This window comes from Pseudomonas sp. LBUM1655 (assembly GCF_059716085.1).
Window position 1 is genome coordinate 3,466,488 of sequence record NZ_CP166801.1, and the last position, 14,653, is coordinate 3,481,140.

The 14,653-nt window shown below is 60.8% G+C and carries 14 protein-coding genes; 3 read left to right on the forward strand and 11 right to left on the reverse strand.

Going from position 1 to position 14,653, the window contains the following annotated elements; translation table 11 throughout:
- Positions 1–74: 74 nt before the first annotated feature.
- On the forward strand, positions 75–1,817 hold the full coding sequence (locus ACA074_RS15425) for an amidohydrolase (protein WP_497677292.1): 1,743 nt from the start codon (positions 75–77) through the stop codon (positions 1,815–1,817).
- A gap of 90 nt (positions 1,818–1,907) precedes the next feature.
- On the forward strand, positions 1,908–2,645 hold the full coding sequence (locus ACA074_RS15430; RefSeq protein ID WP_497677293.1) for a TorF family putative porin: 738 nt from the start codon (positions 1,908–1,910) through the stop codon (positions 2,643–2,645).
- Positions 2,646–2,679: 34 nt separating this feature from the next.
- On the opposite strand, the gene ACA074_RS15435 is transcribed toward ACA074_RS15430, so the two are convergent.
- The 11 genes from ACA074_RS15435 to ACA074_RS15485 all read right to left on the reverse strand — a co-directional run bounded on the left by ACA074_RS15435 (position 2,680) and on the right by ACA074_RS15485 (position 13,427).
- Positions 2,680–2,958, reverse strand: coding sequence for a DUF971 domain-containing protein (locus ACA074_RS15435; protein ID WP_489879459.1), 279 nt, complete (start codon positions 2,956–2,958; stop codon positions 2,680–2,682).
- Entirely contained in the window at positions 2,955–3,917 is a 963-nt protein-coding gene (locus ACA074_RS15440) for a HEAT repeat domain-containing protein (RefSeq protein ID WP_497677294.1), read from the reverse strand. The genes ACA074_RS15435 and ACA074_RS15440 overlap by 4 nt, the downstream gene beginning before the upstream one ends.
- Complete coding sequence (locus ACA074_RS15445; protein ID WP_497677295.1) at positions 3,914–4,762, reverse strand: ABC transporter ATP-binding protein; 849 nt, start codon at positions 4,760–4,762, stop codon at positions 3,914–3,916. Before ACA074_RS15445 ends, ACA074_RS15440 begins: the two co-directional genes overlap by 4 nt.
- Positions 4,762–5,547 carry an ABC transporter permease gene (locus tag ACA074_RS15450; protein WP_489879456.1) on the reverse strand — a complete coding sequence of 262 codons (786 nt, stop codon included), beginning with the start codon at positions 5,545–5,547 and terminating at the stop codon, positions 4,762–4,764. The genes ACA074_RS15445 and ACA074_RS15450 overlap by 1 nt, the downstream gene beginning before the upstream one ends.
- A gap of 219 nt (positions 5,548–5,766) precedes the next feature.
- Positions 5,767–7,170, reverse strand: coding sequence for an ABC transporter substrate-binding protein (locus tag ACA074_RS15455; protein ID WP_497614260.1), 1,404 nt, complete (start codon positions 7,168–7,170; stop codon positions 5,767–5,769).
- A 143-nt stretch (positions 7,171–7,313) separates the two neighbouring features.
- Entirely contained in the window at positions 7,314–7,559 is a 246-nt protein-coding gene (locus ACA074_RS15460; protein ID WP_003225615.1) for a 4Fe-4S dicluster domain-containing protein, read from the reverse strand.
- Between the two features lie 26 nt (positions 7,560–7,585).
- Entirely contained in the window at positions 7,586–9,316 is a 1,731-nt protein-coding gene (locus tag ACA074_RS15465) for a fumarate reductase/succinate dehydrogenase flavoprotein subunit (protein ID WP_497657435.1), read from the reverse strand.
- Positions 9,313–10,065 carry a GntR family transcriptional regulator gene (locus tag ACA074_RS15470; protein WP_497677296.1) on the reverse strand — a complete coding sequence of 251 codons (753 nt, stop codon included), beginning with the start codon at positions 10,063–10,065 and terminating at the stop codon, positions 9,313–9,315. Before ACA074_RS15470 ends, ACA074_RS15465 begins: the two co-directional genes overlap by 4 nt.
- A 220-nt stretch (positions 10,066–10,285) precedes the next feature.
- A complete protein-coding gene (locus tag ACA074_RS15475; protein WP_497677297.1) occupies positions 10,286–11,254 on the reverse strand; it encodes a Gfo/Idh/MocA family protein in 969 nt (322 codons plus the stop codon).
- Between the two features lie 12 nt (positions 11,255–11,266).
- A complete protein-coding gene (locus tag ACA074_RS15480) occupies positions 11,267–12,154 on the reverse strand; it encodes a Dyp-type peroxidase (protein ID WP_497677298.1) in 888 nt (295 codons plus the stop codon).
- A gap of 232 nt (positions 12,155–12,386) precedes the next feature.
- Positions 12,387–13,427: an AraC family transcriptional regulator gene (locus ACA074_RS15485; RefSeq protein ID WP_497677299.1), complete on the reverse strand. Its 1,041-nt coding sequence runs from the start codon at positions 13,425–13,427 to the stop codon at positions 12,387–12,389.
- Between the two features lie 211 nt (positions 13,428–13,638).
- Between ACA074_RS15485 and ACA074_RS15490 the strand changes: the two genes are divergently transcribed.
- Positions 13,639–14,586: a SphA family protein gene (locus ACA074_RS15490; protein WP_497677300.1), complete on the forward strand. Its 948-nt coding sequence runs from the start codon at positions 13,639–13,641 to the stop codon at positions 14,584–14,586.
- The last annotated feature ends 67 nt before the right edge of the window (positions 14,587–14,653 follow it).

Consider the following 14,653-nt stretch of genomic DNA (forward strand, 5'->3'; position numbering starts at 1 on the left):
CGTGAGGGAGGCGTTCTGTCGGTCGTTGCCAGCCACTAATCTGGCCATCAGACGCAATAACAAGGAAATCTTCAATGAAAAGATTCATCCCGAATCTGCTTGTCGCTGCAGTAAGTTTTGCCTCGATGGAAGCCATGGCCGCGGCTGATCTGGTGCTGCTAAACGGCAAGATTTTCACCGCCGACCGCGCTCAACCCAAGGTGCAGGCGCTGGCCGTGGAGAACGGCAAAGTGTTGAAAGTCGGCACGGATGCACAGATCAAAGCGCTGATCGAACCCGGCACAAAAGTTATCGATCTAGGCGGCAAAGCGCTGATGCCCGGCCTGATCGATAGCCATTCCCACGCGATTTTCGGTGGTCTGGAAATGGTCTCGGCGAACATGGAAGACGAAGTCGTTGCCCTCGACGAACTGGAAAAAAACCTGCGCAACTGGCGGGACGACGGCACGGCCAGGCATGGCGATGTGCTGAGCATTGCCGGCATGAATTCGAAGTATTGGGCGCAGGCTGAAGCCTTGGGCAAAACCTTCAACAACGGTGAATGGGCCAACGTGCCGGTGGTGTTCACCGGCAGCGACCACCACACCGCGTGGGCCAACAACGTGATGCTCAAACGCGCAGGCATCGACGCCGCACTGCTGAAAAGCCTGCCAGACGCGGAAAAAGATACGATCGGCAAACTGGCCAACGGCGAACCCAACGGTTTTCTGGTCGATGCAGGTTGGGATCGGGTCGCCTCGAAAATGCCGGTGCCAAGCGCCGCCGCCATGCTCAACGCGGCGAAGTCCGCCGTGCGCTACAACAACAGCCTCGGCATTACGGCGTGGATGGATCCCGCCGCCAACGCCGCACCGGGCGAGCCGGTTTTCGCTCTCAAACCCACCGAGAAAACCGTCGGCGTGCTGCCGGCCTATAAGGCGCTGGCAGAAAGCGGCGACATGAGCGTGCACGTCGCCGCGCTGCTGGTGGCCAATTCGAAAAGCGTACCTGCCGATCTCGATACCCTCGACAAGGTTCGCCAGCAGTTTCAGGGCATCCCCAACCTCACCCTGCCCGGCATCAAAATCTTCGCTGACGGGGTGATCGAATACCCGGCGCAAAGTGCGGCGATGATCGACCCGTACAGCAACTCGCACAAACAGGGCGAATTGCTGATCGACCCGCAGCATTTCGGCGCATTGGTCAGCGCCATTGATCAACGCGGTTGGCTAGTGCACATCCACGCTATCGGCGACCGTGCGGTGCGCGAAGCGTTGAACGGCATCGCCCAGGCGCGCCAGGATCGGCAAAGCGGCGTGACGCACTCGATCACTCACTTGCAAATGGTCAACCCGAAAGAATTCGCCCGTTTCAAACCACTGAACGTGATCGCCTCGATGCAGCTGCTGTGGGCCAGTGCCGACGATTACACCACCGACATGATCAAGCCCTACGTCAGCGCACTCGCCTTCCGTTATCAATACCCGGCGCACTCGCTGCTCAAACAGGGCGCGACGATTGCCGGCGCCAGTGACTGGCCGGTGTCGTCAGCGAACCCGTTCAACGCCATGGCCCAGGCCATCACCCGCGTCGGCCCGCTGGGCGTGCTCAATGCCGAGGAGCGTCTGGACCGCGAAACCATGTTCTACGCCTACACCGCCAACGCCGCGCGAACCATTGGCCTGGACAAGCAGATCGGTTCGCTGACACCGGGCAAACAGGCGGATTTCATCGTCCTTGATCGCGACGTGTTCAGCGTCGACGACAAAGCCCTGCATGACACCCAGGTCCTGCAAACCTGGTTCGGCGGCCGTCAGGTCTATACCGCCGCTCAATAACAACACCGCCCCTCCCTGTAGGAGCAGCCTTCGGCAGCTCCTACAGGTTTCTCTTTCTGCCCCATAACAATCACAACATCGGGACTTCACATGAAAGCCTTGCCCCTGTTCGCCCTGAGTTCCTTGAGCCTGCTGCCTTTAAGCAGCCACGCGGTCCCCTTGAACGACGACTTCGCCGTGCTGGTGGATTTGACTGTGGCCAGCGATTACCGCACTCGCGGCATCTCGCAGACCCAGAACGACCCCGCCGTGCAGGCCGGTTTGACCCTCGCCCACAGCAGCGGTTTGTACCTCGGCGCCTGGAGTTCCAACGTCGATTTCGGCGGCGGCCTGAAAACCCGGCAGGAAGTCGACTACTACGCCGGTTGGCTGTGGCAGGCGACCGAAGACGTCAGCCTGGATCTGGGCTATCTCAAATACGCCTATCCCGGGGAAAGTCAATTCAACCAGAGTGAGGTGTACGGGATTCTCGGTGTGTACGGGGTGAAATTCGCGGCGTATTACTCAAGCGATGCGCCCGGCATCGATAGCCAGCAGAGTTCGCTTTACAGCTACGTCAGCTATGAAACCGAACTGCCGTTCGATTCGGGCCTGAAGTTGCGTTATGGCCATATGGATTTCAAGGATCCGCATGTGTATTCGGCCTCCGGGCATGGCGAAGCGTCGTACCGCGAATGGGAAGTGAAAGTCACCCACAATCTGGCCGGAGTGCTGCTGGGTTTGAGCTACATCGACACCGATCTGTCGCAAACCCAGTGCTTGAGCAACTGGGGATTCAAGGACGTGTGCACCGCGACTGTGGTTGCCAGCGTCAGTAAATCTTTCTGACACACCACACTCCTACATTGGGCTTTTGGTGGGTTCAGGAAGTGAGCTGTGCGAGATATTGCCACGGGTAGATCCCGCGTTGGTGGCCATCGCTGAACACCAGCTGCACGCCATAGCCTTGGGGATTGATTTCGATGAGGCGCACGCGTTCATCCACCAGCGGCGTCAAGCCGCGCAGACGAAAAGCGCGGCATTGCGAGCAGGGGCATTGGCGGCGCAGTTCGGCGTGATCGAGCACCGATTCGCTGCCATCAGGCCAGCTTAGTCGAAGGGTCTGCTCACTCTGCGAGTTGCCGACTGACAGCGGGTTCATTGCAGCTGACTCAGGGCTATCCGCACCGCTTTGCGCACTTCCGGATCACCATCGTCCTGCGCGGCCTGCAACGCCGCCACTGCACCGCGATCATTCAACTCGCCCAAGGCCAACGCGGCTTCCTTGCGCAGGTTGCTGATGCGGTGCCCAAGGGTTTCGATCAAGGCGTCGAGCGCAGGAGCGAAACGCAAGCGACCGAGGCTGCGGGTGGCGCGCAGGCGGACTTGCCAGTAATCGTCGCCCAGCGCTTCGATCAATGCCGGGCCGGCGTCGGTGTGACCGACTTTGCCCAACGTAGTCGCCGCTTCCTCGCGCACTTGCCAGGCGTCGTCCTGCAAGGCTTGGCGCAGGGCCGGCAGCACATCGGCGCCAGAGGCCAGACCGAGAGCGCCGGTGGCGGCGCGGCGCACCTCGGTGTCAGGGTCAGCGCTGGCCAGTCGCGCCAATGCCGCCAGTGCGTCGAGTTGTTTGAGCCAGCCGAGCACGCCCACGGCTTCGCGGCGTACATGGGCGTCGGCATCCTGCAGTGCGGCGACTGCAGCGGGCGCGGCAGCGGCAAAACGCAACTCACGTAAAGCACGGAACGCGGCGATCCGCACGCTGACGTCGACATGATCGGTCCACGGCAGAATCACCCGCCCGGCGGCTTCGGTCTTGAGCAGGCTGAGGCTCTGCGCGGCGGCAGATTGTACGGCTGGCGACGGATCGGTCAGCGCGTCACACAAGGCGGCGACCACAGGCTCGTCTTCCCAGGCCTCCAGCAGCCGCGCGGCTTCGGCGCGGACTTCTTCGGCGGGATCATGCGCGAGGCGCTCCACCAGCCAGAGCAAGCCATCCGGTTCTTCGAGATCCGCCAGATCAATCAGGGCGATGCGCCGCACGCCAGCGTCTTCAGCGGTCAGTCGTGGTTGCAGGTCGAGAATGTCTTGGTTATCGGTCACAGCAAAAATAGAGGTCATAGGGCAAATCGCGGCAAAGGGTTTTCGGGAGGCAGGCCGAGCGGATTGAGGCGCGGCAGCGGTCGGTCGTTGTCGTGGCGTAACAGTTCGAGACAGTGGCGCTTCAGACGCGAGAATTCATGGCTGGTGACCAGCTCAGTAGTGCGCGGACGCGGAAAATCCAGGCGCAGATCTTCGATGATTCGCCCCGGCCGCGCGCTCATCACCAGCAAGCGGTCGGCAAGAAACAGCGCCTCGTCGATGTCGTGGGTGACGAACACCACGGTGGTGCGGATGCGCGTCCAGATGTCCAGCAACAGTTCCTGCATGTTCAGCCGGGTCAAGGCGTCCAGCGCGCCGAACGGCTCGTCCATCAGCAACAGCCGTGGACGATTGACCAGCACCCGGGCGATCTCCACCCGTTGCTGCATGCCGCCGGAGAGTTGGTCGGGCCAGCGTTCGGCGAAACCGTCGAGGCCCACCAGTTTGAGAATTTCGTCGGCGGCGCGATGACGTTCAGCCTTGCCGATGCCCTGCATCTTCAGGCCGAAGGCGACGTTTTCGCGCACCGTGCGCCACGGGAACAGCGTGTGATGCTGGAACACCATGCCGCGCTGCGGCGACGGGCCGGACACCTCGGCGCCATCGACTTTGAGGCTACCGGCATGCGCGTTCAAGTGCCCGGCCAAGGCGCCGAGCAAGGTCGATTTGCCGCAACCGGACGGGCCGAGAATGCACACGAACTGGCCGGGTTCGATCTGGCAATCGAGGCCCTGCACCGCTTCAAACGCGTGCCGACCTTCGCCGAGGACGATGGACAACTTGCGGATATCAATCCGCCCTTCCGGGGTTTGCATCATGCTCATCAGGCTTTACCTCGTGGACGATGCCAAGGCGTGAACAACCCACCCAGACGCTTGATCAACAAACTGCTGCCCATACCCAGTACGCCGATCAGCAACATGCCGACGACAATGTCGGCGTAGTTCTGAATGGTGTAGGACTCCCAGGTGTAGTAACCGATGCCGAACTGGCCAGAGATCATTTCCGCGGTCACCAGACAGAACCACGACGTGCCCATGCCGATGGCGAGGCCGGTGATGACACTTGGCGCAGCACCGGGCAGGATCACTTCCAGCAGGATCGCCCGACGCCCTGCTCCGAGGCTTTTCGCCGAAGCGATCAGGCGCGGATCGACACCTTCGACGCCGTGCACAGTGTTGAGCAGGATCGGGAACAACGCGCCGGTGAAGGTGATGAAGACCATCGACAACTCCGAGGACGGGAACATCAGGATCGCCAATGGAATCCATGCCACGGCCGGGATCGGGCGCAGGACTTCCAGCGGTGGAAGCAACAGGTCTTCAGCCCATTTAGAACGGCCGATGGCCAGGCCCAATGCGATGCCGACGACCAGTGCAGCGAGGTAGCCGGCGAAGACGCGGCTGAGGCTGGCGGTCAGGTGTTGCAGGAGCTTGCCGGAGTCGCCCAGACCGAGTGCGGCTTCGATGACCGCCAATGGCGTAGGCACATTGGCGAAGGTGACGAGGCCGAGGTTCCAGTGGTGGCTGGCGGCGAGTTGCCAGAATAGAAGGCAGAGCAGCAGTGAGGCGGATCTTGATGTCCAGCGCAAGGCGGAAGGTGTTTTCATGGAGCGGGTTTCCAGTTCCGGATCTGTGTGACGGCTAAGATTTACCCCCTCACCCCAGCCCTCTCCCCCAAGGGGGCGAGGGGGAAAGGGAGCCGATTTTGTGTGTTTCAAAACCTGAGTTCGGCTCGGTATTCCAGGTCGGCGTATCTCGCCCAAACATCCCGGTCAGTCCCCTCTCCCTCCGGGAGAGGGTTAGGGTGAGGGGCTCTTGATCTGCCCTTAACGAGCGACCACAGCCTGTGCCGTGGCATCGGTAAAGTCGAAAACCTTCCCCCCCTGCGCCGCCGCAAATTGCTGGGCCTGGCCCTTGAGCAGGAATGCACTCAAACGCCCCTTGGCATCACTGGCAAACCACGCCTGATCCGCCAGCAACTTGATCCCGCTGTCGCTGGCCTGGGCATACACCGCACGGATGCTTTTACCGTCCTGCTTCAAACCGGCCAATGCGCTGAACGCCGCTTGCGCCGAGGCGTACTGGCGCACTTTGTCTTCACCGCGCACCCAGATTTCGGCGACGTGGCGCAAGTCCGTGATGGCTTTACCGCTGGCGGAATCAACAGTCTTGAGCGGCGTCTGCGCGTAGTTGGCGAGTTGCGCGGTGTAATCCAGGTTCGAAGCCTTGAATGCGGCGCGGATGTACTGGTCGTCGATGAAGTTGTTCAGATCGAGTCCACGATCAGCCTTTTTCAGCAGTTTCAATGTGTCGATGGCCGTTCCGACTGCCTGGCGATATTCCGGCTTCCAGCTCAGATCTCGGGTCTGCACACCGAGCGGACCGTGGAACAGGTAATTGACCTCGGCATCGACGCCAGTGACTTTGGCGATCAGCTCGCTGTACCTCTCAGGCTCGGCGGCCAGCAACTGATTGGCCTCGATGCTTGCGCGCAGATAAGCGACGACGATTTCCGGGTACTTTTTCGCGTACGCCTGATCGACCAGAGCACCGTGAAAGGTCGGCGAATTCGCTTGGGCGCCGTCATAGATCTTGCGAGCGAAACCACGGCTGGGGAACAGTTCGGCGAACGGCACAAAATCAGCATGGGCGTCGATCTTGCCGGCCTGCAACGCGGAGCCGGCAACTTCTGGCGGCTGAGCGATGATGTTCACGTCTTTAAGTGGGTCCCAGCCCTGCTCCGCCACCGCACGCAGCAACATACCGTGCGCCGTGGAAGCGAACGGCACGGAGATGGTCTTGCCCTTGAGTTCGCTCAGCGACTGCACGCCCGACGCGCTCGGCACGACGATGCCGTTGCCGCTACCCTTGGTGCTGCCCGACAACACGCTGATGAACAGGCTGTGCTTGCCGGCGGTTTCGAATGCCACGCCATTGAACGCACCGGGGAAATCGGCCATGGCGCCAAAGTCGAGTTTGCCGGCGACCATTTCGTTGGTCAGCGGTGCGCCGCTGGTGAAGTTCTTCCACTGCACATCGTATTTCGCGTCTTTGTAGGCGCCGTCGTGGGGCAGGTACTTGTCGAGCAGGCCGAGCTCTCGAATCAACAGACCGCCGGCGGCGCAGTTGATGGTGGTGTCTTGGGTGCCGATAGCAATACGGATGGTTTCGGCCGAGGCCGAGAAGGTGAACGAGGCCAGTACGAGACCGGCGATTGCTGCACGCAACATGAGTGTTTCCCCTCGAATCATTTATAGGATGTTCGTCTCCGCCGCGATCAGGGCGCGGTGGGAAACGAGGGGTGTTTTTGAATCCAGCGTCCGGGGTTTCCGGATGGCTTTGTGTTCTCACAGTTCCAATGTGGGAGCGGGTTTCAACGCAGGAGATAAGGGATATCGACTTTCACCGCACCGGTCGGACAATCCTTCTCACACGGCATGCAGTACCAGCATTCATCGAACGCCATGTAGGCCTTTTGCGTGGCAGGGTTGATCGCCAGCAGATCCATCGGGCAGACGTCGACGCACACGGTGCAGCCCTTTTCGGCGATGCATTTGTCCTCGTCCACGGTGACGGGGGCGTTGGAGCGGAAGAAGATTTCCTGGGCTTGATAGGCCATGGTTCGGGTTCTCTATGGGTGATGCATCACGCGGCAAAAGCGCCGACCCGCAAGCGGTCGTAAGCCTGCATTTCTTCGGCATCGAGCGGGATGATGTAAGGCTCGACGGCTTTTTTGAAACTGGTCATCTGGCCGTCGTCGCCCTTCTTCAGGTGGCAATGGCAGAACCATTCAGCGTCGTTGCGCTGCGGGTGATCGACCCGGTAGTGGTAAAGCCCCCAGCGGCTTTCGGCGCGGAACAGCGAAGCGCGGGCAGCCATTTCGGCGCAGTCGCGGATCACGCTGGTTTCCATGGCGCGCATCAGTTCGTGGGCGTTGCTGGCCTTCATCTGGTCGAGATCACGTTCGATGTCGCTGAAGCGTTGCAGGCCGATCTGCATCTTCTTTGTCACTTTTGGCGGTTGCAGGTAGTCGTTGACGAAGCGCCGCAGCTTGTACTCGACCTGCGCCGGCGGCAGGCCGTGTTCGCGATCCAGCGGTGCGTAGACCCGCGCTTTCTCTTTCTCGATCTGCCCGGCATCCAACGCGGAAAACTCACGTCCGGCAACAAACTCCGCCGCGTTGTGCCCGGCGAACCAGCCGTAGGTAAACGCGCCGAGCATGTAGTTGTGCGGCACGGCAGCCATGTCCCCGGCCGAATACAAGCCTTTCACCGAAGTCTCGGCGCGCTCGTTGACCCACACACCGGACGCCGAGTGGCCGCTGCAAAAACCGATCTCGGAAATGTGCATCTCGACCATTTGCGTGCGGTAATCGGTGCCGCGATTGGCGTGAAACTGGCCACGGCTCGGGCGTTCGTTGCTGTGCAGGATTTCCTCGATGTTCTGGATGGTTTCCTCGGCCAGATGATCGAGTTTGAGGAATACCGGGCCGTTGCCGCTTTCCAGTTCCTGGTGGAACTCCCACATCATTTGCCCGCTCCAGTAGTCGCACTCGATGAAGCGTTCGCCCTTGTTGTTGGCGGTGTAGCCGCCCAGCGGGCCGGTGACGTAGGCGCACGCCGGGCCGTTGTAATCCTTGATCAGCGGGTTGATCTGGAAACATTCGAGGTTCGCCAGTTCGGCCCCGGCGTGATAGGCCATCGCGTAGCCGTCGCCGGCATTGGTCGGGTTTTCGTAGGTGCCCATCAAATAGCCCGACGATGGCAAACCGAGGCGCCCGGCCGCGCCACAGGCAAGGATCACCGCTTTGGCCTTGATCACATGGAAGTCGGCGGTGCGGCAATCGAAGCCCATCACACCGTTGACCGCGCCCTCTTCGTCGGTCAGCAAACGGGTGCAGACCAGTCGATTGGTGATGCTGACCCGCGCGCGCTTCAACTGGCGATAAAGGACTTTCTTGATGTCGTGACCTTCCGGCATCGGCAGCACGTAGGCGCCCATGTGGTGGACTTTTTTCACCGCGTAATCGCCGGTTTCGTCCTTCTCGAACTTCACACCCCAGCGGTCGAGTTGCTCGATGGTTTCGAAGCTGTGGGTGGCGTAGGCGTACACCGCCGCCTGATTGACGATGCCGTCGTTGGCGATGGTGATTTCCTTGGTGTACTGCTCGGGCGTCGAGTGGCCGGGGATGATCGCGTTGTTCAGACCGTCCATGCCCATGCTGATCGCGCCGCTGCGTTTGACGTTGGCCTTGTCGACCAGCAGCACGCGCAGATCACGGTTCTTCTCTTTGGCCTTGATCGCGGCCATCGGGCCGGCAGTGCCGCCGCCGATCACGACGATGTCGTATTCCTGCTCAAGCGTGCTGCGTGTCATGCCTGCTCCCCTTTTTGCCGGTCGATCCGCAGGCGGTACTGGAACGCATCGCCACGGTAGTAAAGGTGTTCGAAGTCCAGCGGCTGCCCCTGCGCGTCGTGGGTCAGACGTTCGATACGCATGATCGGCGAGCCGGCCTCGACGTTCAGCGCCTGAGTCAGGTCGCTGTCAGCGAGCACCGCGTCGATGGCCAGATCGGCGTGGCCTAGGGCGATGCCGCAGTCGTTTGCGAGGATCAGGAAGATGTCGCGAGTAACCAGATCAGCCTTCTCCAGCCGCTCGCCGACGGCTTTGGGCAGGTAGGTGATTTCCAGCGAGATCGGCTCACGGTTGATCAACCGCACGCGTTTGATCTGCGCGACGATCTCGCCCTCGGCGACCTGCAAACGCTCGGCGACGCGCTTGTCCGCCGGGATGAATTTGAAGCTGCGCAGGCGGTTGATCACCTCGTAGCCGCGCCCGGTCATGGACTCGGCGAGACCTTGCAGGCTGCTGACGTTCTGGAAGGTTTTCGGCTTGGCAACGAAGGTGCCTTTGCCGTGGATCTTGAAGATCAGCCCTTCCTTTTGCAGATCACCCAGCGCCTGGCGCACGGTGATGCGGCTGACTTTGAACAGCGCGCCGAGTTCGCTTTCGGATGGCATCTGGCTGTCTTGCGGGTATTCGCCATCGAGAATGCGCGCGCGGAGGACGTCGCGCAGTTGGGTGTGCAGAGGAACGCTGCTTAGGGAGAGAACGTTATCGGTCATCTTCGGATCACTTGTTATAACGAGTTATGACGTGATCTTAGAGTTGTTATGACAAGGTTGAGAAATATTGTTTGGGCATATCCTTAGATGCGACAACACAGGAGCAAATGTGGGAGCGAGCCTGCTCGCGAAGACGGTGTGTCAGTATTCGAATGGGAACCTGACACGACGCCTTCGCGAGCAGGCTCGCTCCCACAGGGGATGTTGTATGTCAGGGGGATCAGTGCCGTTTGAGAATCTGATCCATGACCCAGTCGGTTTTCACGGCCTGCTCGGCCACCGCCGGATGCTGCGCGTCACCACGGATATGCGCATTCATGCCCAATACGTGATGCCACTGAATGTGCTCGTGATGCGGGATTTGCAGGCTGATCTGTTCGTCGGCAAATAACTGCACCGGGTGCTCATCAAACACTGAAAAACTGATTCGCCCTTCACTGCCGATGATCTCGACCCGATCTTCACGCCGATCCGCAACAAAGCTCCAGCAACCCATGCCCAGCGCTCCGGATGAAAACCGCCAACTGGCGCTGACCGCATCTTCAGCCGCATACAAGCCAGCCTGTCGTGCGGTGAATCCGGCGACTTCAACGATGTCGCCGAGCAGGTACTGGAACAGGTCGAAACCGTGGCTGGCCAGGTCGACAAAGTAGCCGCCACCGGCCACAGCGGGGTCGGTTCGCCAGTTGTTGCTGCCCTCCAGGTCTGCCGCCGACGGCGCCTTGGTCAATGTCCAGCTCAGGTGCCGCACCGCGCCGATGCGCCCTTCCTCCAGCCATTGGCGCACTTGTTGAAAGCGCGGCAACGAACGGCGGTAGTAGGAAACGAACAGGTGCGAACCGGCGTCGGCAAACGCCTGCTGCATCTCGCGGCTTTGCCCCGAGCTGAGTGCCATGGGTTTTTCCACGCAGCAATGCTTGCCGGCGGCGGCGACTTTGAGGCTGTAGGCGTGGTGGCTGTCGGGTGGCGTGGCGATGTACACCGCGTCCACCTCGGGATCGTTGATCAGTGCATCGACGTCGGTGTAGACCCGGGCGATGCCGTGGCGCGTGGCGTAATCGCTCACCGCTTCAAGACGCCGACCCATCACCGCCACCAACGCCGAACCGGGAGCCTTGTAGAAGGCCGGCCCGCTCTTGCGCTCGGTGACGTCACCGCAACCGATCATGCCCCAACGCACCACGTCCATTTGTTTTGCTCCTTAGCCGATGCGCAAAGCGCGCAGATCCAGATGCCCGTCCTTGAGTGGTGGACACCAGTAGTAACCGCCGGTAATCGGACGGCAGATGCGATAGAGACCATCGGTGATGCCATCTTCCAGACCGCTCATGCGCCGCAGTTGCGCTTCGAACGCATCCAGCGAGAAGCCGAAGGCAAGGAACATCAAGCCCGCGCGATCGCCTTCGATCCACGGCATCGAGCGGCGCACGACGAACGCCTCAGGCGCGAAACTTTCTTGCGCGGTGCGTTTGACGTGGGCGGAAACCGGCGCGTCGTCAATCTCTTCGTTGTCGCTGAGGCGACGGCCCATGATGTTGTCCTTGTCTTCGGCGGACAACTGATGGAAACCCTTGAGGTCGTGCTGCCACTGCTGGATCGCGGCGAAGCTGCCACCGACCAGACCGTCGGCACCCGCGCTTTGCAGGGCGGCGGCAACAGCGGCGTCATCGTGGGGGTTTTCGGTGCCATCTTCGTAGCCGGTCAGGTCGTGGCCGTCCTTGTGGCGGAAGGCTTCCTGAGCCTCAACCAGACGCAGGGCCGGGGCCAGTGCGGCTTCGAAAGCATTGCAGCGGTTGAGCAGTTCACCACGGTCGACGCCGTGCAGCCAGACCCACAGGGCGTGCTGGGTCGACGGGTTTTCCACACCGACGCCGGTCATGGCCGGGAAGCTGCGCAGGCCGTCGATTTGCACGTTGAGCGCCTTGGCCAGGGATTCACCGAAACCGACCACCGCCGACTTGCCGTCCACCAGATTCATCAGGTTGTCGATCGCCTGCGGCAGTGCTTCAACCGACGCGAGGGCGAAAAACAGATGACGTGCTTGCGCAGGAACAGGGGTGGCGAGAATGCCCGGCTGGTAGTAACTCATGTGAACTCCTTGGGAAAGTGCGCGGGAGTGTACCTGTGGCCGGAGGGTTTGTGGGGTTGAAACGCCGATGTACTGAGCACGAAGGTCCCTTGTGGCGAGGGGATTTATCCCCGATCGGCGGCGCAGCCGTCGCAAAACAGGTATATGCCGCCTTCCAGAAAAACCGCGTTTGCAGGTTTTTGGGGCCGCTTCGCTGCCCATCGGGGATGAATCCGCTCGCCACAGGGTTCATCTAAACCGTTGCGGTGCTCTCTTGCCGCCACGCACTCGGGCTCATCCCCGTCCAGCGCTTGAACGCTCGGCGAAAACTGCGCACATCGCTGTAGCCCACCTCTTCGGTGATGCGCTCGATCGGCATGTCGGGATTGGCCAGCAGACTCATCGTCCGCGCCTGGCGCACTTGTTCCAGCAACGCCTCAAAGGTCAACGAATGCTCGGTCAGGCGCCGGCGCAAGGTGCGGCTGCTCATGTTCAGGTCGCCGGCAATCTTCTCGATATGACTGCCGCGACTCAGATCCCGGGCAATCGCCCGCTCCACCGCTTGAATCAGGTCAAGCTTCTGGTGCACCTGCGCCGCTTCCAGCTCCAGCAAGGCCACCGCCTGACGCAACGCCAGCGAATGATGATTGGGCAGGCTCACGTCCAGCCATCGCACATCAATCAGCATGCGATTGTGCAGGCAACCGAAGCGCACCTGCGGGCCGAGCAAACGGTGATATTCGCTGAGGTAATCCGGTGTGGCATGCACGAACTCCACGGCAATCGGCTTGAAGTCGGCACTGGCCAACGCCCGCCCGTACACCAGCAGACTGGCAAAAAACTCCTCGACCGCGAACACCTGCACATCGGCGAACGGCAAGCGGCATTCGGCATCCAGATGCACGTGCTCGCCGACCACATCGACGCTGGAAACCACAATCCCGCCGGTGGTGTGCTGATGGCGAATGCCCAGAGCAAAGGCATCGCGCAGGGTCTTGCACAGCGACAGCACATGGCCGAGCAAACCGAGCGTGCCGAGAACATTCTGTGCCCCGACCCACAAACCCAGGCCCTGATTGGGCAGCACTTTGAGCGCACGCTGAATCATCGCCACTGCCTGCCGATAGGAAATCCGCTGCGTCGGGTCCTGCAAATCTTCGAGGGTAAATCCCAGGCCACGACACAGGCTCTCGGCCTCGACGCCCTTGCTCTGCGCGACTTCGGCGAGGGTTTGCAGAAGAAACGGCGAGACCAGCGCCAGTTCAAAGGTCGGGTCTTGGACTTTTACGTTCATGGGGGCTAGACATTCCGGAGCACGCTTGATTGTTATTTTTGTTACCGGTTATGTCGAAGGAAGTTAGCACAGGGTTTGCCGACTGTCCGCAGAAGCCCCCCTCAGTGTCCGCCAATACCCTGCCCCGTCGGGCGCCAAGCGCTTATTTCTAGAGTGCCGGGCGTTCTGCGTGCCGGCGTTGCGCCCCACCACAATAATAATGAGGACGGATATGCACCCGAATCGCGCGACATTGCCCTTGCGCCTGGCCCTGACTTTGCTTGGCTGCGCCGCAACCCTGCCGGCCCTGGCCACCGAAGCCGGCGTCGACAACATCGGCACCGGCACCGACGGCTTTTTCATGCTGCCGATGGAGGTCGACAGCCTTCCTGAGAACATGGTCGCGTTCAACCTCTACTACAACCATTACAAGGCGCGAAAGCTCAACATCAGCTCGCTCGGCGGCAAGGTGCCCAATGTCGAGATCGAGTCTACGGCGGTGATCCCGCGCATCGACTATCTGAGTCCGGTGCGCGTATTCGGTGGTCGTCTGGCCGGCTATATCGCCCAGCCGTGGCTGAAGCAGGAAGTCTCGGTATTCGGCTTGAGCGACACCCGCGAAGGCATGGGCGACACCACCATCGCACCGATCATTCTGTGGGACATGGGCAAGAATCTGACCCTCGGCGCGGCCGTGGAAATCACCGTGCCCACCGGTGAATACAGCGTCGATCGGCTGGCCAATACCAGCAACAACTTCTACACCTACAAACCGCTGTTCTCCTTCACCTGGCTGCCGACGGACAGGACCGAGGTCTCGATGAAGACCACCTACAGCTTCAACGAGAAGAACAAGGACACCGATTACAAATCCGGGCAGATCTTCCACTTCGATTATTCGGCCAGTTACAAGCTCACCGACGACCTGATGCTCGGCATCAACGGCTACTACCTCAAGCAAACCAGCGACGACAAACAGTTCGGCCACACCGTGCAGTTTGCCGGCGAAGACGTGAACGACGGTGTGCGCGGCAAAGTCTTCGCGATTGGCCCGGCGCTGCACTTCACCTTCCTCAAATACGCAAGCGCGGAGATTCGCTGGGCCAAGGAGTTTGACGTGGAGAACCGGCCTGAAGGTGAAATGCTTTGGGCGAAAGTCAGCATCCCTTACGCCTTCTGACCCCACCGCAATCCCCTGTAGGAGTGAGCCTGCTCGCGATAGCGGTGTATCAGTTAATGATGTGTTG